Source organism: Streptomyces sp. DT2A-34 (assembly GCF_030499515.1).
In the GTDB taxonomy this organism is placed as follows: domain Bacteria; phylum Actinomycetota; class Actinomycetes; order Streptomycetales; family Streptomycetaceae; genus Streptomyces.
The window spans coordinates 4,987,127-5,005,431 of the sequence record NZ_JASTWJ010000001.1 but is presented as its reverse complement, the minus strand read 5'-3'; the positions used below and the strand labels follow the sequence as shown (position 1 = coordinate 5,005,431).

The window sequence follows — 18,305 nt, the reverse complement described above, 5'->3', positions numbered from 1 at the left end:
GTGTCACCTCCTGCCGTGGGCAGGGCCGTGGTTGGCGGTGTAGCCGTCGACCAGCGCCTTGACCTGGGCGTCACCCTTAGCGGTGGCGCTTGCACCGCAGTGGCAGACGGCCGATGCGGTGGCGGGGGCGGACGGGGACGGCTTGCTGACGTGCAGGCCGGGGCGGTCCGGGGTCGGGGTGAGGTCAGCCACGGCGGTCACCGCCCGGCGCGGGCGAGGGCGGAGGCGGGGGCGGTGTGACCGGTGCCCTTGCAGGTCGGGCAGGTGACGCGGAGGGTGGCGCGGGTGCCGTCGGCGTGGCGGGTGCCGGTGGTGATGGCGGCGGTGGCGAAGCCGTCGCAGTCGCGGCAGACGCGCGTGTTCTGGGCGTGCTGGGGCATCATGAGGCTTCCCTTTCGGGTCCGATGGATCTGGAAGAGGTGCAGGCGTCCGGGGCGGCGGTTCTTTGGCGAGAGAGCCGCCCCGGGGGCCGTTAGCGGTGCTTGTCGAGGTCCTTGAGCAGCGAGCGGAGGACGACCGCGACCACGGCCACGGACATGCCGGTGATGGCGACCGCGAGTAGGAGCGAGACCAGGACCGCGCCGACGACGAGGACCACGGCGCCGCCGCCGGCGGCGAGGGCGAGCGCACTACCGGGAGTGAGCTGGACGGTGGGCCGGTTCGAGGCCGGGGCGACCGGGACCGGCGCCGGGGCCGACGGCTGGATGGGCGCCGGGGTGTAGGCGGTCGGGGCGGTGGCCGTGGCGGGCGGTGCGGTGTCCTGAGGCGGGTACTTCGGCGTGAACACGAGGGTGATCCCTTCTACTTGAGGACGGTGCCGAGGGCGGGGGCGAGGAAGCTTCCGGCGACGAGGTAGCCGCCGACCAGGAGCACGGCGACCAGCCACCACGGCGGGCGGGCGAGCTTGACGCCGAGCCATCCGACGATGAGCAGGGCGAGCCAAAGCGGTACGTCCATGGCGATCTCCTGTCAGGCCTTGCAGCGGTGGGTGCGGGCGGCGAGTTCGGCGCCGGCGCGGGTGTCGTAGTCGGCGGCGAAGCCGCAGCCGGGGGCGGTGCAGGCGGCGGTGTGCTTGTCGCGGCCACGGCCGTCATAGGACGTGGCGACCTGCACAGGGCCGATGCGGATCACGTTGCGGAAGCGGCGGTAGGCGGTCACGGGCGGTTTCTCCCTTCCTGGTCAGGTGAGTTGGAGTTCAGCGGCGATGGCGTCGGCCATCGGGGCGGGCAGTTGGAGCCGGGCGGACAGGGCGTCGGCGGGCATCGGGGACCCGGTGGAGGCCTGGTGGGCGTCGGCGATCTTCCGCGCGTGGTCGAGCAGCGCGACCGGAACAGCGGGGGCGCCGGGCGCGGGCTTGGGCGGTGCGGGGGTCAGCTCCGGCACGGTCGCAGCGGGGGCCGGTTCGGGTGCGGGTTCGTCGGTGCGGTGCATCTCGACTTCCGGCGCGGTCACCTCTTCCACAGGCTGTGGAGGAGTGGCCGCGTCGGTGGGCGAGTGGACCAGGAGGGTTCCGCCGAGGAAGGCCAGGGCGGGCCAGCCGGCGACGAGGATGCACAGCCACGCGGGCACGTGGGCCAGGTCGAGGAGTCCGGCGGTGGCGATGTTCGCGCCGAGCGAGGCGAACAGGGCGATCACGAACCAGGTCCAGGCGGACCGGTCGCGGCGAGCCGTGCGCAGCCGACGCCAGGCGGCGACCAACAGCAGGTCGACCGAGACCGGGTAGGCCCAGGCCTTCCAGCCGGTCTGTCCGGCGGCTTCGGCCAAGTCGTGCAGGTGGGCGAAGGACAGCGCGCCGGCGATGACAGCCTGTACGAGTACGGCATCCGGGCGGATCGGTCGGGACATGCGGGGCACCTCCCTTCAGGGAGTCGGGCCAGGGGCGGGCGGGGAACGGTGTCTGGGCGGCCCAGCCCCGGCGGGGGTTCAGTCGGTGGGGGCTTCGCCGGACCCGAGGCAGGCCAGGCACAGGCCGGTCTGCCGGCCGACGGTGCGGCGCTTGCGGCCGACGCGGACGGTTCGGGAGACCTCCCCGGAGCCGTGGCACGTCGGGCACTTCGCGGGCTCCGGGTCGGCGGTCACCGGGGCGGGGGTCTTCCGTGCGGCCACGGCGATCACCCGTCCTGCGTGGTCGCGGTGTCGGCACTCTGCGCGGCGGCCCAGCGGTCCACGGCCGCGAGGTAGCCGGTCACCGTCCGGGCGAGGCTCTCGGCGAACGCCTTGTGGTCGGCGGGCGAGCGGCTCTCGAAGACCGAGATGGTCAGGTGGTAGCCGTCTCCGTCGAGGGCCAGGATGGGCGGGTGGACGGTGCCGTAGTCGTGAACGTGGACCCAGGTGGAGGGCTCCCCGTGGAAGGACATAGAGGCGGACATCGTGCGTACCTCCCTGCGTTCGGGCATGGCTCGGGTAGGGACCTGGCGCGATGCGGTCGCGCCGACCGGGGTGGAGCGGGGTGCTAGTCGGTGACCGGGCGGGGCTTGACCAGCGACGGACCGGCCGCCGGCGCGGGGGCGGGCACGTAAGGGCGGAACGGGCCGAGGAACGGCAGCTCCGGGACCAGGTGGGCGAACTCCCGGCAGACCGCCACGACTTCATCCCGGCTGGTGTTCGGGGTGCGGATCTTCGACCAGCCGCCCGAGGAGTCCGCCGCGACAGCCGTGCCGGGGCGGTTCATCGGGATCAGGCTCGCGGCCGGCACAGCGTCCGGGGCCACGTCCGCCAGGCCCATTTCGGCGGTCTGCTTGTCGTTGACGCGGTGCACCACGCGGCCGGTGAGCTGAGCGCGGAGCATGGTGGCGCCCTTGCCCAGGTCGGAGCCGAAGCGCTGCCCGCAGATCTCCAGATAGATGCCGATCGCGCGGGCCATCTGCGCGAGGCGGATCAGCGCGGTGACGATCCGTTCCCGGCGCTCCTCATCCTTCTTGGAGGAGATCAGGAACAGTTCCGCCACCTCGTCGACCAGGACGACCACCGGCACCGGGCGCAGCTCTGCGGGGAGTTCCCACAGGTCCGAGACGCCGTGACGGCTCAGCAGGTCGAAGCGGTCTTCCATCTCCGCGACCAGGACGCCGAGCAGTGAGCTGGCATCGTCGGGGTTGGTGACCAGAGCCGACAGACGAGGCGCGAAGGCGGACTGTTCCACCCCTCGCTTGCAGTCGACCCCGACCAGGGCCACCGGCAGTTGCGCCAGTCCCTTGATCAGGTTGCGCTGATACATGGACTTGCCGGAGTGGTTGGCGCCCAGGGTGAGCGCCATCGGTGCCTTGCGGTAGTCCCGCTCGAACGCGGTCCCGTCCTCCCGCACCGCGACCGGAACGGCCATGTCGTGGGGTACGGCCTTGCGGGGCATCTTCACCCGGCGCAGCACGTCGTAGCCGGTCATCCGCAGTTCGACGAAGCCGGGCTTCGTCTCGACCACGGTCACGGAGTGGACGCCCCAGGCGTGCCGGAGCCGTTCCGAGGAGGCGATCACGTCGGCGGGCTCCAGGCCGGCGGGAAGCCGCAGGGTCACCCGCAGTCCGGTCGACGTGCCGCGTACCCGGCGGATCTTCGGCGGGACCGGCTGAACCTCACGACGGGCAACGCTGCGCGTCATGAACGCCCGCAGACCCGACGGCTGCACCGTCAGCCCGCACACGTCCATGGTCGACCGGTACGAGAGGGTGAAGCGGCCCCACGTCACCGGCATCCCGACCAGCGACCAGTACACACGCGGTGCGCGGTACTTCGCGTAGCCGAGACCGCCGGCACCGGCCAGGGCTCCCGTGGCCTCCAGCCACATCGTCAGGTCGGTCATGGTCAGGCCGCCGGGGTGATCGCGACCGCGCGGAACGAGATCCCGTGCCGCTTCTGGCCGTTGAACTCGTTCTCCCAGTCACGGGCCTTCAGGCCGATGACCTTGACCGGCATGCCCGGCGCCAGACCCTCGGGGAGGCCGGTCTCCGGCACGGTCACCTGGTAGAGGTTCCCCTCCCCCTCGTCCGAGACCAGCAGACCCACGGTCGAGAGGCTCGCGTTGGTCTCCCGGTCCACGGCCCGCTCGCCGGTCTTCTTGTTGACCATCTTCGGTTCCGGCGCGGTCGCCACGAACACTACGGCGGTCGAGGTGTCGATCTTGAAAGACGGCATCAGCACATCCCTCGTTCTGTGAGGTCACCTTGCGCGACCTCTCTAGACATATCCATGGGAGCACATCTCTAGAGATGCCGTCAAGGGAGATGTCTAGAGATGTTGTCGGCGAAGGATTGCGGATACACGCACAGAGCGAGCGACTTACCCATGGCCTAGGCTGTCTAGAGAAGAGAGGAGGGCTCCCGAATGGCCACCACCGACGACGACCGTCGGCCGAAGTACCAGCGGATTGCGGACTCTCTACGAGAAGCGATCCAGTCGGGCGAGTACGGTCCTGGTGATCGGCTTCCGGGGGAGAACGACCTGATGGCCGCGCATGGCGTGGCTCGCATGACAGCGCGCCAGGCGTTGAGCGTGCTCAAGGATGAGGGCGTTGCCGAATCCCGCAAGGGCGCTGGCGTCTTCGTTCGATCCTTCCGCCCGTTGAGGCGCCGAGGCATCCAGCGGCTTGCACAGGAGCAGTGGGGCAGCGGCCGGTCCATCTGGTCTGCCGACATCGAGAACCGCACCCTTTTGGTGGATCAAGTGACGGTGTCGGAGGAAGCCGCACCGGAGCAGATCGGGCAGGTGTTGGACCTGAGCGAAGGGGACACCGTCTGCGTCCGACGCCGGCGGTTTGTCTTGGACGGGAAGCCTGTTCTTCTCGCGACGAGCTATCTCCCCACGGCGGTGGTCGCAGGGTCGGCGATCACTCAGGAGGACACGGGGCCCGGCGGAACGTACGCCCGCCTTGCTGAACTCGGCTACAAGCCAGTGCACTTCCGCGAAGAGATCCGCTCACGCATGCCCACGAGGGACGAGGCAGCACAGTTGAGCATCTCCGCAGGTACGCCGGTCATACTCATCTGCCGAACCGCGTTCGCAGACGAGGGGCGTCCCGTGGAGATCAACGAAATGACGCTTGACGCAGCCTCTTACGTCCTTGAGTACGACTTCGACGCCTGATCAGCCAGACCAGATTTGAGCCCGCCGTGCGACTCCGTAGATGTGGGACACCTGGTCGGCTGACAGCGTCGGTGTCAGCCCGGACAGAACTCGGTCGAGTTGATCGACAGCGAGGACGAGCACCGGCGGATTGGCGCTCTTGACGGTGAGCTTCCCCGCGTGCACGACAGAGATCACGGGGCGGACTGGCACATCGAATCCGCAGTGTTCGGACAGGGTGCGGGAGACTCGACGCGCTTCGGACTGACTGGCCGCGATGTGGCGGGTAGGAGTGCCGTTCACAGTGATGGCCCTGTCTCCGTACCAGACCGTCTTTCCCCGGTGCCGCTTGGAGTTGATGGAGAAGACGCCGGCTGGCCCGATGGTGAGGTGATCGATGTCCGTGCCGGTCACCCACTGGACAGCGTGAAGGGTGAACCATCCATGGCCACGGAGCCTGCTCAGTCGCCGGGCGGTGAGCAGTTCACCACGGAGGCCGACAGCCCAGTTGTAGACGTCCGTATCGGGCCGCCACCGATCGACCAGTCTCAGCAGAGGGTTCGGCTGCAACTCCCGGATCTTGCGGCGCACCGCGTCGCCGGGCCGATTACGTGCCAAGTCATCTGCCAACGGCTGCACACCTGCCCCCTCGCGTGTGACTGAACTGCCAGATCACCACGGAGACGGCTTCTCTGCCCAGGCCCGGACAGGCCATGAGCTGTTACAGGTTTCTCTACCTCATCAAGGCACCCGGCTGCGCTCCGCTCCGCCGGGCGCGCTTCCCGGCTCCGCTCCGGGCGCCGCTCCTGCCTTCGGCCCGCTCCGCCCGCGCTGCGCCGACGCGCGCCCACACGTGGATAGGGCCGGTAGCCATGAGTCGATCACCGCACATAACGCCCGCGGGTTAGAACAGTGCCTCCGGCGGGGGATCGGCCGGCACCGGGATGGAGGGGGCGCCGTTCCCGACCGCGGGTCCATAGTGGCGTGCGCGGGAGGCTCCCATCCCGTACGCCATCGACCCAGGCAGAGCCGAGCAGGCGCGGCCCATGGCGTCCAGGTCGTTCGTACAGTGGCGCGCTCCACCTGGACGCCATGAACCACGCCTGCTCCACGGTGTGTGGGTCGACGGCGTACGGGATGGGAGCTGGGGAGAGTGGTGGGTTGCTGAAGCCCGTAGCGCGACGTACCGCGATGAAGCCGCTAACGGCATCCAGAACCATCTAGGGGTAACTGGAGGCAAGACAGATATAGTGGGTTGACATTGCAATCTCGGGTTGCAACTTCGGATTGCAAGCCCGCAGCGCACCTAGGCTCTCCAGCACGGAGGCCCGGCCCAGGTTTGCCGACCAGGACCGGGCTCGTGCGTGGAGTAATCGAAGCGGGTCCGGCCGAGTATCAGACGGTCGGACCCGCTTCGTTGCGGTCCACCATCGCCCGGCACCACTTCAACTCGCGGCTCTAGAGCCGCGCCAGCTGCTCCACACAGGCTGCGATAGCCGCCGCAGCGGTCAGAGTAGCGATCAGGAGCCGGAACCACCGTGGGTCCGGGCCGCGATCAGACTTCTCTTCCTGCTCCTCAGGCTCTCGCTTCTCCATCTCTTCTCCTCACCTGAGTGGTGGGACCCGGCGAACCTGGGCCCCCTCGACCATGTGCAGGTCAAGAGCAGGGATCGGTGAGAAGTCAGATGGCGACAGCTTACCTGCCGCTTCTAATGCTCCACGGAGCGTAATTAGTAGAGCGAATTAGCAAGCCGCGCAGATCAATTCATTCCTTCCAAAGCTCGTCACAGGTTCGTCGTCGTGGCACGCCCTGTCCGAATCGGATACCGAAATCACGCATCCGATTCCTGTGTCTGATTCACATCCGTCCCGGACAGCGTACAGTACGACGAGCCGTAGTAGACGCGGCTGGACTGAGGAGGCGAGCAACCGTGACGGAGGTGAGCTCCGCGGAGCACGAGGCCATCGAGTGGGATCTCGAACCAGGTGCTGTGATCGAGCGCAAGCAACTGCACGTCAAGTACGGCGGACGGACGCAGGGCGGCATCGGACCCTCGGCGAAGACGCCGAACGTGATGATCTTTACGGATCCGATCGCTGGCGAGAAGCATGGGTATTACGACGGCTGGATGCCCGATGGGCTCTTCCACTACAGCGGGGAAGGGCAGTACGGAGACCAGCGGATGCTCTCCGGAAACGCCAGCATCCTGAACCATGAGGCCGAGGGGCGAGCCCTGCGCGTCTTCCAGGGCGCCCGCGGCAACGTGACCTACCTCGGCCGTTTTGCCGTCGCGGGATGGTACGAAGCAGACGCGCCGGAGACGGGAGACGGCCCGCTGCGCAAGGTCATTGTCTTCAAGCTTCACCCCTTGGACATCCCAGCCAAGCACCCTGGCACGAAGTTGGGCCGGCTACTCGCGGAGCAGCGTGGTGAGACGGTCACCGAGATCGACATCGAGCGGCTCGAAACCGAGAAGACGTTCGTTGACCCGAACCGCGAGCCGTACGAGGCCGAGCGCCGAGAAAGCAAGCTGGTGCTGGACTTCAGCGCGTACCTGCGCACCAAGGGCTACCGCGTGCACCGCCAACGCATCCTGCCAGAAGGGGAGACTAGGCCCCTCCTCACAGACCTCTACGTGCCAGACCTAGACGTTTTGATCGAGGCCAAAGGCAGCGTGACGAGGGAAAATATGCGTATGGCCCTGGGTCAGCTGATCGACTACAACCGCTTCGTGGGCGCCAAGTATCAAGCCGTTCTATTGCCGAGCAAGCCCCGAGCTGACCTCATTGGGCTCGCGAACGCTGCTGGGCAGGCGATCATCTGGCCTCATGGGAGCGGCTACCAGTGCTCGGACGCTGACCTACTACCCCACCCTTGATCACCCTTCACGGGTTCCCAACGCAGTTCTTCGGCGCAGATGTCAAGGGGAGCCCTAGCATCTGACACCAGTGGCTGACACCAACAGACCCGGACGCGAGCGGTCAGACCCGGCTCTCAGCGGAAGCGCATCCGAGGCCGGGAGCTCGTGAGCCGGTACCGTCAGCTCGCCGTGATCGACCTGATAAGGATGAGGCCACAGGTTCAAATCCTGTTAGCCCCACCAGCCAGAAGACCCCCGGACCATCGGTCCGGGGGTTTTTGACATCAACAGCTGACACCACCAGTTGACACCAACGGCGGTGAACGGCTGCGGTCAGCCGATTAGCGGGTCCTCCATCCGGCGTGGTTGAGACGGTCGTTCCTGACCCACCGTCGGGTGGGGACCCGATCGCCTCGCCCGGCCAGTCCTGCCCTTTCGGGCGCCGCCCGCGTTCTGGTACCCCGCAAGGTGATGGAGTCCACGCGCACGGGTCTGCCTCCCCGCCTCTGCTCTGGCCGCCTCTGCTCTGGTCGACGGCGCAAGCCGGTAGCGAGGCCGAGGCCGAGGCCGGTGGGGGTGCAGCGAGGCATACGCGCGCCTGACCGGCCGACGAACCCGCCGTTGTGGCTGGCTGTTGTTGGCCTCACCAGTGAAAAGGCCCCCAGTCCACACGGACTGGGGGTCCTTCGCACGCACGATTGTCAGTGCCGGATGAGAGCCTGGCGGCATGATCGTCGAACGGGCATACGCGCATGTTGCCGAGGGCGAGCTGGGCGAGGAGAGCCAGTGGCCGTGGTCGGTGCCGTGCGTGCGGCAGCTGCTCGACGACGGCCTGAAGTTCACCGCGCCGGTCACGTTCCTGGTGGGGGAGAACGGCTCGGGCAAGTCGACGCTCGTCGAGGCGCTGGCGGAGGGGTTCGGCCTGGACTCCTGGGGCGGATCCGCGGGCTACCGATACGCCAGTGGGCGTGAGCCGTCGGCGTTGGGCGGGCGGATACGGTTCGAGGCGACGGCGGCCGGCCGCCGCATGCTGCGCGGGCCGCGTACACGCCGTAGAGGCTTCTTCCTGCGGGCGGAGACCGCGCTCGAAGCGCTGGGCCGGGAGCAGGAGACGGGGCGGCTGTCCGGGGCCGCGGACGAGATGAGCCACGGCGAAGGCTTTCTGATGGCCTTCCGAGAGCGGTTCCAGGAGCTGGGGCTGTACGTCCTGGACGAGCCCGAGGCCGCGCTGTCCTTCGCTTCTTGTCTTCAACTCGTCGGGCTGCTGCATGAACTGGGGCGTTCCGGCGCGCAGATCATCTGCGCCACGCACTCACCCGTGCTGACGGCGCTGCCCGGCGCCGAGATCATCGAGGTGGGCGACCACGGAATGCGTCCCGCCGACTGGCGGGAACTGGAACTCGTCGACCACTGGCGGCGTTACCTCAACGACCCTTGGGCCTATCTCCGGCACATCGTCGAAGGGGGATGAGGTACGTCGTAGGGGCCGGCGTCCTGAGCGGTGCTGTGTATGAGCGGTGCTGTGCTTGAGCGGTGCTGTGCTTGAGCGGTACTGACTGTGTGCGGTGCTGTGTACGCAAGCTCGCCGTGGCGGTGCGGTCTGGACAATGGGATTACGCGGTTACGGCTCGGGGCGAGCCGTGGGCTCAGCGCTGGTGCGGGACCAGGGGCTGGGCCGGGGGCGCGGCGGAGTCGCAGGCGCCGACGGCCGAGGTGGGAGGGGCCGCTTCGGTGTCCGTGAGCGGACGGTGGCGGCAGCTGGGGGTCTTGCCGTGCGCCTCGGCGCGGATGCGCTGCTTCATAGTGGGGGGCAGTGCTCTGGCGTAGGACCAAGCCCACTGGGGCATCGCCGGCACTGTCAGCTGGGTGCTGGTGTCACGCTCGCTGTCGCTCTTGCGCGCCGCCTCCTTGTGCGGTGCGGCCGCGGCGGCGGTCGTCGTGACGAATCCGAGCGCCGTGCAGAGCGCGAGGAAGGCAGTGACGATGGTGGTCCACAGGTTCATGACCTTGTTCCGGGCCATGGCCCCTCACTTTCGGGTTGGGCGATTTGCGTACTTTCCTCATGATGTGTATGGGGGCCGAGAAGTCATGGACCGACGCCCATGAAGCGCCGATCTTCAGATGAACACCACACGAATGGGCGCATCAGACCTGAAAAGTGCCGGAAGTGAAGGAAGGGGAGCAAAGTCACCATCTGTCGAGGCGTCATCACTCTCCGATCACAGCGCCGTCGTCCGCTTCTACTGCGCTGTACCGGACGGCAGTTGAGCCCCGGCGCAGGTCACCGATCGATATCGGTCGGTGTGTATAGTCGGGCGCCAGAGGTCCCCTACGTCAAGGAAAGACGAGGTCGCGCGGTGAAGAAGCTTCTCCTGGTCGCACTGGCCGCCATCGGCGGGCTCCTCGTGTACCGCCAGATCCAGGCGGATCGCGCCGAGCAGGATCTGTGGACGGAGGCGACTGACTCCGTGCCCACGGGTTCGTGAGTCACCACAGCGGAATCTGAACAGACCCCGGCCGCCCTCGCGGTCGGGGTTTTGTGTGCTCGCCGAGAGCTCGCCGCGTTCGCGCCGGGTTCGCGCCGTCCCTTGTCGTGTCGCGGAGTGCCGTGGCTTCGAGTTGCGGGAGCGGCGCGGAGGTCCTAGAGCCGGGCGTTTCGGACGGTCGTACGGATTGCGCGGGTGACGAGCGGCCGGGCTGGGCAGGATGGGCGACGGTCGATGGTCCGGTGACGACGAGGAGCGGCGCGTGATGGGGCGGCGGCGTACGGCGCGGTGGCGTCGCGCGGGGATGAGGCACGGACATCGCTCGGCACGCGCGCGTACGGCTGTCGTAGCCGCACTGCTGCTGTGTACGACGGCCGCCCTGCCGGGCCGGCCCGCCCTCGCGGCCGGAACGCCGAGCCCTTACGCCATCGCTCCGGACGCCCGCCCCGTCGCCGGCGCGACGGACGCCGCGGACGCCGCACCCCTTGTGCCCGGCACGACGTACAAGAGCTCCCTGCCGAGCGGCGCGAAGAGCTACTACCGCCTCGACCTCGACGCCACCTCCGACGCGTACGTCTCCGCGACGGCCATCCCCGCCCCCGGCACCTCCGTCGCCGCGGGCGACGGCATCAAGGTGTCCGTGCAGAACGCGGACGGCCGCGACTGCTCCTCCGGCACCAAGACCTTCGGCGTCGTCCACACACCACGCCCGATCGCGGCGTGGGCCGCACGCGAGGTCTCCTCCAAGCGGCCTCGCTGCGAGGGCGCGGGTACCTATTACGTGCTCGTCGAGCGCATCGGTACGGCGGTTTCCGCCCAGGACACCTGGGACCTGGAGCTCTTCGCCACCGCTGAGCCGGCCCTGAAACAGGCCGGAGCCACGAGCTCCCCCGAAGCCTGGAACTCCACCTCACCAGAGCCCGTCACCGGCGAGGGCGTGCGCCGCGCCGGCGGCTCCGGATTCGCCTCGGCGGCACCCGTGGGGCAGGGCGTCTGGAACTCCGGCATCGAGCCCGGCCGGACGTTGGTCTACGAGGTGCCGCTCGACTGGGGCCGGCAGCTGTCCGTCACCGCCGAACTGGGCGGTTCGAACGGCCGCGACGGCTACGTGGCCGGTGCGCTGAACCTCTCGCTCTACAACCCCGTACGTGGCTTCGTCGACGATGCCAGCACCAGTTACAACGGCAGCCAAGAGGCCGTCGAGATCGGTCCCCTGCCGCCGGTCGCGTACGAGAACCGGTACGCCGTTCCCAAACGGTTCAAAGGCATGCGGTTCGCCGGTTCCTACTACCTCGTGGTGCACCTCGCGGCCGACGTGGCCGAGAACTACGGCGACGGGCCGCTCCAGCTGACGTTGCGCCTGCGGGTGGGGGGTGCGGCGGAGGCTGGGCCCGGCTATGCGGGGGAGCCGGAGCCCGGAGACGTCTTTCAGGTCGTGGAAGGCGATCGGTGGGTGGCTGCGGGAGGCGGGGCGGCCGGGGGTGGCGGTGACGCTGCGATGACCGTGCTCGCGGTGAGCGGGATCGGAACGGGGACTTTGGTGCTGGTGGTGCTGGGGGTGTGGGCTGTGGTGGCTCGGCGGAGGGTTGGGGCCTGGTAGGGCGTGGTCCTGGCCGGGAGGGTGCCGGCTCGGGGTCCGGAGCGCGCCGACTGGGCCACTCGGGCAGCTGCGCTCGGGGCGGCCTTGGCCGTCGGCAGCGGCTCAGATGCGGGTCAGTGCCCAGAAACCCACGGCGTAGCAGGCCAGCGCCAGCAGCAGGAGGGGGACGGTCACCTTGGCGGGCGGGCCGGGCCGTCGTGCGAGGCCGTGGGAGGCGCGCCGGGTGGCACGGTGGCCGCCGCGGCGGCGAGGCTGCCGAATCGGGGGCTCCGAAGACGGAACCTGAGGGCTCTGAGCGGTGTACGAAGCGGTAGAGGCATCGACGCGCTGGTGCTGCGCCGGCGTCGGGGGCTGAGCCGGGTACTGAGGCGCGTGCGAGTGAGGGGAGGACAGGACGTGTGTGTTGTCGTAGGGGGAGATGTGAGCGGAGTGATGCTGCGCGCCATGGTGTGACTGGCCCCCCGGTCTCCGATCCTGTGCCTGTGCCGGTGCATGTGCCTGCATGCGGGCTGGTGCCTGCGCCACGTGTGGCTGTGACGGGGGCGTTTGGGTCCGGGGGGAGGAGCCTGTGGCGTCAGGCGGGGGCAGGTGGAAGCTGCCGGTGTCCGACATGGGGAGAGGAGCGTCCCCGTCGCTGGGCTGCGAAGGGATGGACGGCTCCTGAGCGACGGGTGGCTGGGACCCGGGTCGGGGCGTCGGCGGGGCGGGCGTGGAGGGGGGCGCCGAGACCTCCGAGGCCGGGATCGGCCCCGCCACGCTGTGCCGTGGATCGCTCGGTACGGAGCCGGTGCCCGTCAGCCCCGAGCCGGTGACACCAGCACCCGCGGTGCCCGTGCCGAACTGCCCGGAGCCACCCCTGCCCCGGTCGACTCCTGGCGCCGGTTTGAGCGGCCCGCCCGCCTCGAACCCCGGTGGCAGCGGTCCGAGTTGGTCGAAGATCTCGATCAGCTCGTCGTCGGGGCCCGGTTCCGGCAGGAGCTCGGCGGCCGAGGCGAGAGCCTTGCGTGCCCCGGTGGCCGTGCGGAACCGGGCCTGCGGATCCGGCTGCACCAGCGAGGCCACGACCTGCCACAGTGGTTCGGGAATTCCCTTGGGCGCACCGGGTGTTCCGTGCGCGGCGAAGTACTGGACGAGCGCCTTGGTGTCCGGCTTGGCGCCCTCCAGCAGATACAGCGCGACCAGTCCTACGGCGAACAGGTCGGCGGGGAAGTCCGGTTCCGCGCCCATGAGTTGCTCGGGCGCGAGGTAACCGGGCGTTCCCACCACGAGGTTGGTCTCGGTCAGGCGGGGTTCGCCCAGCCGCATGGCGATGCCGAAGTCGGACAGGCGAAGCCGCGGGCGAGCAGTGCCGGTGGCCTCGAGGAGCAGGTTGGCGGGCTTGATGTCCCGGTGGACGACGCCCTCCGCGTGCACGGCGGCCAGACCGGCGAGGAGCTGGTCGAGGAGCGTGCAGACGAAGGAGGGCGGCAAGGGGCCGTAGTCCCCGACGAGATGGACCAGTGAACCGCCGGCCACCAGGTCCATGGTGAACAGGACCTTGTCGTCGTCGGCGGCCCAGCTGGCGGGCGCGAGCACATGGGGATGATCGATCCGCAGGGCCTGTTCGCGGACGAACCGCAGCAGGGAGTGCGCGTCGCTCTGCTGCAGGACCTTGGCGGCCACGTACCGGCGGCGGCGGTGGTCCCAGGCGCGCCAGACGGCGCCGACGCCTCCGCGTCCGATCGGGTCGACCAGTTCGTACCGGCCGGCGAAGACCTCACCCATGGCTGTGCGTCGCTCCTCCCCCTTCGGTTACCCCCCTTGCTTCCCCCTCGACGAGCGATACGACTCCCCTCGCAGTCCCCTCCCTTTGCGGACTCCCCTGTCGGCCCCCCGTGAACCCCTTCGCGGGCTCCCCCGTTGCTGCCTGCCCCGCGCGCCCTTCCCTGTGAGGGACACGCCCCCGTCGTAGTCCCACCGTGAACGGCCGGCCAGTTTCCCCGCGTGGTCGCGCCGGTGAACCGTACGGCCTGCTCATCACGGCCTGCTCATGACCGCCCAGAACCTGGGCCGTCGGCCCGGCTGCCGAACCCCCTTCGGCGACCGGGCCCCGGGGTCAGTTCTGGTGGGACTGGTAGTGCGTGACCGCGTCGGAGGTGCGGCCGGCGCCGTACACCCGAAGGAACTCTGCCAGTTCCGGGTGGGTGGGGGCGAGGGTGTCCGCGGCCTCGATGATGTCCCCCGCAGCGGCCACCGAGCGCAGCAGCGACTGGATCTCGCGGACCACCCGCTTGACCGTGGGCGCCCCCGAACTGCTTGTTGTCTGCGTCGTGTTGCTGAGCACCGAGCCCCCCTGCGACTTCTTGATCTCCTCCATGCGGTCGGTGGCCTCGGCCGCGCTCACGCTGCCGTCCGCGACCTGCCCTGCCAGGTCCTGCAGCAGCTGCACCCGCTGGACCACGGCGGGATTGCCGATCTTCGCCCGCTGGCCGCTCATCAGCTGCGACAGCATCGGTGCGGACAGTCCCAGTACCCCCGCGAGACGAGCCTGGTTGAGACCAAGATCGTCGATGAGCTTACGGAAGAGCGCCCCCAGCGGCTCCCCGTACCAGTTCCGCTGCAGTTCCCGCGCTCTTGCGGTCGCTTCCTGCTGTGCGGCGTCCATTGCGTCTCCCCATCGCTTCCCCAAAAACCGTGGTTCGCTGTAGCGAACCACGCCGAGCATCTTACGGAGAGTGGTCGTTCATCGGGACCCCCAATCTTTTTGCGAGATCAGGGGGGCGACCCGGTAGTCTGGTCTGCGGCACCTGCCGGTACGTGGTTCTTCCGGTGGGATGCTTCCCTTCCGGGGCCTTAGCTCAGTTGGTAGAGCGCTGTCTTTGCATGGCAGATGTCAGGGGTTCGACTCCCCTAGGCTCCACACCTCGGACCGGTCAGACGCCCTCGCGGCCTCTGGCCGGTTTTGCATTCCGCAGGCACCGACGGAGCCCCCTGGGTGACCTGCATCACGTGACGGGCGGTGGCGTCGTTGCGGATGTTTGCGCAAACCGGTGCGGTGAACGCAGCGCGGGGGATGGTCGGACCGGTGTCCCACACGGCGCCAGGGTCACGCGCTCCACTGCGGAGACCTTGTGTGAGCTGGCATGAACGCAGACGGGTAACCAGAAGGATGCGCCCCGTTAAGAAAGTCTGTGCGGGACCCGCACAGACGGCCCGTTGCAAACGTCATCGCGGAGGCAGGGCGTAAACACGCGCCGTCCCGAGGTCGCCGGGGGCGCTGACAGCCTCGGGGAAAGCCTCGACCTCTGCGCAGCGATCGGGCGACTGCCGCCGCGTCAGACGGACGTCACCTTCCTGCGCTTCGGCCCCGGCGAAAGAGGCGGCCTTACCGCGAGCACGGGAGATGTTCCACGTGAAACATCGCTGTGGGGCGGAGGACCCTCAAGTCCTCCGCCCCACAGCGCAGTTCGGCGTGCAGGCCGTCACCGGCCCTCACACATCAGCTGCCCTCACATCACCGGCCCTCGTCGCGCCGGGCAGCCTCCTCCTCGGCCTCCTTCACCTGGACCTCAGGATCGAGAGCGGACTGGCCGCTGCCGTCCACCGAAGAAAGACGGCTCGACTCCGGCACCTCGGTCGCGGCAGGGGGCTCGACCAGCCAGTCCGGGTTGGCCTGCTTGTCCCACCACTTCCAGGCGGCGAAGGCACCACCTGCGAGAACACCGACCACCGCCAGCACCCTCGCGGCACGGCCGGCCTTCGCACGCCGCTGATGCTTGCGTACCAGTTTCTCGATCTCCTTCGGCGAGACCTGACCGCGCAGCGCAGCCAGCGCGGCGGCGCCACGCGCAGCGGCCTCGCCCCTGACGGGCCCGGCCGCGGCCACCGCCTGCTCGATCCTCGGCCGGGAATAGTCGGCGGCCTGCCGGGCCGCCTTGCGTGTACGGGCGGCCGCCTCATGAGCGGCCAGGTCGACCTTCAGCGGCACATGTGAACGGGCCTGCTCCAGACGCGGCGCGACATACGCCCCGTATTGCAGCAGGGCTTGCGCGCGAGCCTGCTCGGTGGCCTGCGTCACCTTCGGCGCGAGCCGTACGCGTGCCTCGTGTGCGTAGTGCGCGGCCCTGTCCTTGGCGGTGTCGGCGTAGGGCGCCACCACTTCCGCGGCGTGCAGCACGCTGTCCTTCGCCGAGCCGGTCGCGGCGCGCACGCTGTCGATGCGGGTCACGGGATCCTCCTCCTCGGTGGCGTACGGTATTTCGACTCTCCACCCTTTTACGGATCATGCCTCCCCGACCGCTCCGCAGCATGCGAAGGCAGGCATATGGGTGCGGATCGAGTTGATCGACTGCAATAGCGGATCAATAAGGGACAACGGGAGCTTGTCGTCGACAATGCCACGGATCCCCGCGCCGCGCGCCCCGTCCCGGGACTACTCGCGCAGTTTTCTGCAAGGGATCGCCCAGGTTGCGTGCCCATGAACGAGCGACGGGGGACGTGAGCCACCGTCCATGCGAGGATCGGGGAGTCACAGAAAGACAACGGAAGGCAGATCGTGGCCGAGCAGCTCTACGCCACCCTGAAGACCAACCACGGCGACATCCAGGTCCGGCTCCTCCCGAACCACGCGCCGATCACGGTCAAGAACTTCGTCGAGCTAGCCAAGGGCGAGCGTGAGTGGACGAACCCCACCACCGGTGAGAAGTCCGCCGCCAAGCTCTACGACGGCACGGTCTTCCATCGCGTCATCAGCGGCTTCATGATCCAGGGCGGCGACCCGCTCGGCAACGGCACCGGCGGCCCCGGCTACCAGTTCCAGGACGAGTTCCACCCGGACCTCCGCTTCGACAAGCCCTACCTGCTCGCCATGGCCAACGCAGGCCCGGGCACCAACGGCTCGCAGTTCTTCATCACCGTCTCCCCGACGACCTGGCTGAACCGCAAGCACACCATCTTCGGCGAGGTCACCGATCCCGCCAGCCAGAAGGTCGTCGACGCCATCGCGACCGTCCAGACCAACCCGCGCACCGACCGCCCGCTGAGCGACGTCGTCATCGAGTCGGTGGTCGTCGAGACCCGCGAAGGCTGAGTCCGAGACGCAGCTGAGTCCGACACCTCCCACAGGGAACCAAACGCCCCGCTCGTCCGTAAGGATGAGCGGGGGCGGTGCATTGAGGACGTGCACCGCGTAAAACGACCTAGGGGACCTCATGGACCAGCCGGCAGGCAGCCCGCAGGACGCGCAGAGCCTGCCCGTCTGCTACCGCCACCCCGACCGAGAGACCGGCGTGCGCTGCACCCGCTGCGAGCGCCCTATCTGCCCGGACTGCATGGTCAGCGCTTCCGTCGGCTTCCAGTGCCCCCATTGCGTCCGTAGCGGCTCCGGCACGGGACACGCCCCCACCGCCTCCCAGCCCCGCACTCTGGCCGGCGGCACCATCACGGCCGACCCTCGGCTGTTCACCAAGATCCTCATCGGGATCAACGTCGCGGTCTTCATCGCCGTGCACGCGCGGTCGTCACTACTCACCGACCTGGTCCTCCTCGGCGCGTGGCCGCCGGCCCCGTTCACGCCCACCGAGGGCGTCGCCGGAGGCGAGTGGTACCGCCTGGTCACCTCGATGTTCACGCACGAGGAGCCATGGCACATCGGCTTCAACATGCTCAGCCTGTGGTTTCTCGGCGGCCCTCTGGAAGCCGCCCTCGGCCGGGCCCGCTACCTCACGGTCTACTTCGTCTCGGGCCTGGCGGGCAGCGCCCTCGCCTATCTGCTGGCCTCTCCGACCACGGCCACCCTCGGCGCCTCCGGTGCCATCTTCGGCCTGTTCGGCGCCACCGCCGTCCTGATGCGGCGGCTCAATTACGACATGCGGCCGATCATCGCCCTGCTGGTGATCAACCTGATCTTCACCTTCAGCCCAGGCTTCAACATCTCCTGGCAGGCCCACATCGGCGGCCTCGTCGCCGGTGTCATCACGGGGTATGCGATGGTCCACGCCCCGCGCGAACACCGCGCTCTCGTACAGTACGGGGCTGCCGCTCTCGTACTGGCTGTCGTAGTGCTCCTGACCCTGCTCAGGACCGCGCAGCTCACCTGACGCGTCCTGTTGTCCACAGCGTGTGCCGGATCTTGTGCACGCTGTGTGGGAACAACTGTGCCCCCTGTCCGAGACTGCCGTTTCCGCAGGTCAGACAGGGGGCGAACAAGCTTTCGGCAAGTCGCGATTGACCGGTAGTTCCGTCACACCGGCGTCAACTGCCGATGGGTTATCCACAGATCGTCTTTCTTTTTCAACACTGTGGAAAACGGCTGTGGATAACTCACCG

General features: G+C 68.7%; 22 protein-coding genes and 1 tRNA gene. 8 read left to right on the top strand and 15 right to left on the bottom strand.

Annotated elements, in window-relative coordinates; all coding sequences use genetic code 11:
* Nucleotides 1-3 precede the first annotated feature (3 nt).
* The 10 genes from QQM39_RS22160 to QQM39_RS22115 all read right to left on the bottom strand — a co-directional run bounded on the left by QQM39_RS22160 (nucleotide 4) and on the right by QQM39_RS22115 (nucleotide 4,125).
* Entirely contained in the window at nucleotides 4-192 is a 189-nt protein-coding gene (locus QQM39_RS22160) for a hypothetical protein (protein WP_301999104.1), read from the bottom strand.
* Nucleotides 193-197: 5 nt separating this feature from the next.
* A complete protein-coding gene (locus QQM39_RS22155; protein ID WP_302003678.1) occupies nucleotides 198-380 on the bottom strand; it encodes a hypothetical protein in 183 nt (60 codons plus the stop codon).
* A 92-nt stretch (nucleotides 381-472) separates the two neighbouring features.
* Nucleotides 473-787: a SpdD protein gene (locus QQM39_RS22150; RefSeq protein ID WP_301999102.1), complete on the bottom strand. Its 315-nt coding sequence runs from the start codon at nucleotides 785-787 to the stop codon at nucleotides 473-475.
* A gap of 14 nt (nucleotides 788-801) precedes the next feature.
* Nucleotides 802-957 (bottom strand): hypothetical protein, encoded by a 156-nt coding sequence (locus QQM39_RS22145; RefSeq protein ID WP_301999100.1) that lies wholly within the window; start codon nucleotides 955-957, stop codon nucleotides 802-804.
* A 12-nt stretch (nucleotides 958-969) separates the two neighbouring features.
* Nucleotides 970-1,158, bottom strand: a complete 189-nt coding sequence (locus QQM39_RS22140) for a mobile element transfer protein (RefSeq protein ID WP_030067617.1) — start codon at nucleotides 1,156-1,158, stop codon at nucleotides 970-972.
* Between the two features lie 21 nt (nucleotides 1,159-1,179).
* Nucleotides 1,180-1,845, bottom strand: a complete 666-nt coding sequence (locus QQM39_RS22135) for a DUF2637 domain-containing protein (protein ID WP_301999096.1) — start codon at nucleotides 1,843-1,845, stop codon at nucleotides 1,180-1,182.
* A 78-nt stretch (nucleotides 1,846-1,923) separates the two neighbouring features.
* The gene (locus QQM39_RS22130) at nucleotides 1,924-2,106 is read right to left on the bottom strand and encodes a hypothetical protein (protein ID WP_301999094.1); all 183 of its coding nucleotides are present in this window, start codon (nucleotides 2,104-2,106) and stop codon (nucleotides 1,924-1,926) included.
* A 5-nt stretch (nucleotides 2,107-2,111) separates the two neighbouring features.
* On the bottom strand, nucleotides 2,112-2,369 hold the full coding sequence (locus QQM39_RS22125) for a hypothetical protein (protein WP_301999092.1): 258 nt from the start codon (nucleotides 2,367-2,369) through the stop codon (nucleotides 2,112-2,114).
* An 83-nt stretch (nucleotides 2,370-2,452) separates the two neighbouring features.
* Complete coding sequence (locus QQM39_RS22120; RefSeq protein ID WP_301999090.1) at nucleotides 2,453-3,793, bottom strand: FtsK/SpoIIIE domain-containing protein; 1,341 nt, start codon at nucleotides 3,791-3,793, stop codon at nucleotides 2,453-2,455.
* Between the two features lie 2 nt (nucleotides 3,794-3,795).
* Entirely contained in the window at nucleotides 3,796-4,125 is a 330-nt protein-coding gene (locus QQM39_RS22115; protein ID WP_043433451.1) for a hypothetical protein, read from the bottom strand.
* Between the two features lie 189 nt (nucleotides 4,126-4,314).
* Between QQM39_RS22115 and QQM39_RS22110 the strand changes: the two genes are divergently transcribed.
* The gene (locus QQM39_RS22110; RefSeq protein WP_301999085.1) at nucleotides 4,315-5,073 is read left to right on the top strand and encodes a GntR family transcriptional regulator; all 759 of its coding nucleotides are present in this window, start codon (nucleotides 4,315-4,317) and stop codon (nucleotides 5,071-5,073) included.
* On the opposite strand, the gene QQM39_RS22105 is transcribed toward QQM39_RS22110, so the two are convergent.
* Complete coding sequence (locus QQM39_RS22105; protein WP_302003677.1) at nucleotides 5,074-5,643, bottom strand: nuclease-related domain-containing protein; 570 nt, start codon at nucleotides 5,641-5,643, stop codon at nucleotides 5,074-5,076. It abuts the gene before it with no gap.
* Between the two features lie 1,340 nt (nucleotides 5,644-6,983).
* Here QQM39_RS22105 and QQM39_RS22100 point away from each other — a divergent pair.
* Both QQM39_RS22100 and QQM39_RS22095 read left to right on the top strand, forming a co-directional pair.
* Nucleotides 6,984-7,931, top strand: a complete 948-nt coding sequence (locus QQM39_RS22100; RefSeq protein WP_301999083.1) for a restriction endonuclease — start codon at nucleotides 6,984-6,986, stop codon at nucleotides 7,929-7,931.
* A 709-nt stretch (nucleotides 7,932-8,640) separates the two neighbouring features.
* On the top strand, nucleotides 8,641-9,384 hold the full coding sequence (locus QQM39_RS22095) for an AAA family ATPase (RefSeq protein WP_301999081.1): 744 nt from the start codon (nucleotides 8,641-8,643) through the stop codon (nucleotides 9,382-9,384).
* Between the two features lie 175 nt (nucleotides 9,385-9,559).
* Here QQM39_RS22095 and QQM39_RS22090 read toward each other — a convergent pair whose 3' ends face one another.
* A complete protein-coding gene (locus tag QQM39_RS22090; RefSeq protein WP_301999079.1) occupies nucleotides 9,560-9,934 on the bottom strand; it encodes a DUF6344 domain-containing protein in 375 nt (124 codons plus the stop codon).
* Between the two features lie 336 nt (nucleotides 9,935-10,270).
* Between QQM39_RS22090 and QQM39_RS22085 the strand changes: the two genes are divergently transcribed.
* Together QQM39_RS22085 and QQM39_RS22080 are read left to right on the top strand one after the other, a co-directional pair.
* Nucleotides 10,271-10,399, top strand: a complete 129-nt coding sequence (locus QQM39_RS22085) for a DLW-39 family protein (RefSeq protein ID WP_003999697.1) — start codon at nucleotides 10,271-10,273, stop codon at nucleotides 10,397-10,399.
* 220 nt (nucleotides 10,400-10,619) lie between these two features.
* Nucleotides 10,620-11,999: a hypothetical protein gene (locus QQM39_RS22080; protein WP_301999077.1), complete on the top strand. Its 1,380-nt coding sequence runs from the start codon at nucleotides 10,620-10,622 to the stop codon at nucleotides 11,997-11,999.
* A 102-nt stretch (nucleotides 12,000-12,101) separates the two neighbouring features.
* On the opposite strand, the gene QQM39_RS22075 is transcribed toward QQM39_RS22080, so the two are convergent.
* Nucleotides 12,102-13,763 carry a serine/threonine protein kinase gene (locus QQM39_RS22075; protein WP_301999075.1) on the bottom strand — a complete coding sequence of 554 codons (1,662 nt, stop codon included), beginning with the start codon at nucleotides 13,761-13,763 and terminating at the stop codon, nucleotides 12,102-12,104.
* A 331-nt stretch (nucleotides 13,764-14,094) separates the two neighbouring features.
* Nucleotides 14,095-14,643, bottom strand: a complete 549-nt coding sequence (locus tag QQM39_RS22070; protein ID WP_062707807.1) for a hypothetical protein — start codon at nucleotides 14,641-14,643, stop codon at nucleotides 14,095-14,097.
* Nucleotides 14,644-14,825: 182 nt separating this feature from the next.
* On the opposite strand from QQM39_RS22070, the gene QQM39_RS22065 reads away from it, so the two are divergent.
* A tRNA-Ala gene (locus QQM39_RS22065) sits at nucleotides 14,826-14,898 on the top strand.
* 594 nt (nucleotides 14,899-15,492) lie between these two features.
* Here the strand turns inward: QQM39_RS22065 and QQM39_RS22060 are convergent.
* Nucleotides 15,493-16,206, bottom strand: coding sequence for a DUF5324 family protein (locus tag QQM39_RS22060; RefSeq protein ID WP_301999071.1), 714 nt, complete (start codon nucleotides 16,204-16,206; stop codon nucleotides 15,493-15,495).
* Nucleotides 16,207-16,533: 327 nt separating this feature from the next.
* On the opposite strand from QQM39_RS22060, the gene QQM39_RS22055 reads away from it, so the two are divergent.
* Both QQM39_RS22055 and QQM39_RS22050 read left to right on the top strand, forming a co-directional pair.
* Nucleotides 16,534-17,067 (top strand): peptidylprolyl isomerase, encoded by a 534-nt coding sequence (locus QQM39_RS22055; RefSeq protein ID WP_301999069.1) that lies wholly within the window; start codon nucleotides 16,534-16,536, stop codon nucleotides 17,065-17,067.
* Nucleotides 17,068-17,188: 121 nt separating this feature from the next.
* Nucleotides 17,189-18,076 (top strand): rhomboid family intramembrane serine protease, encoded by an 888-nt coding sequence (locus QQM39_RS22050; RefSeq protein WP_301999067.1) that lies wholly within the window; start codon nucleotides 17,189-17,191, stop codon nucleotides 18,074-18,076.
* Nucleotides 18,077-18,305 lie beyond the last annotated feature (229 nt).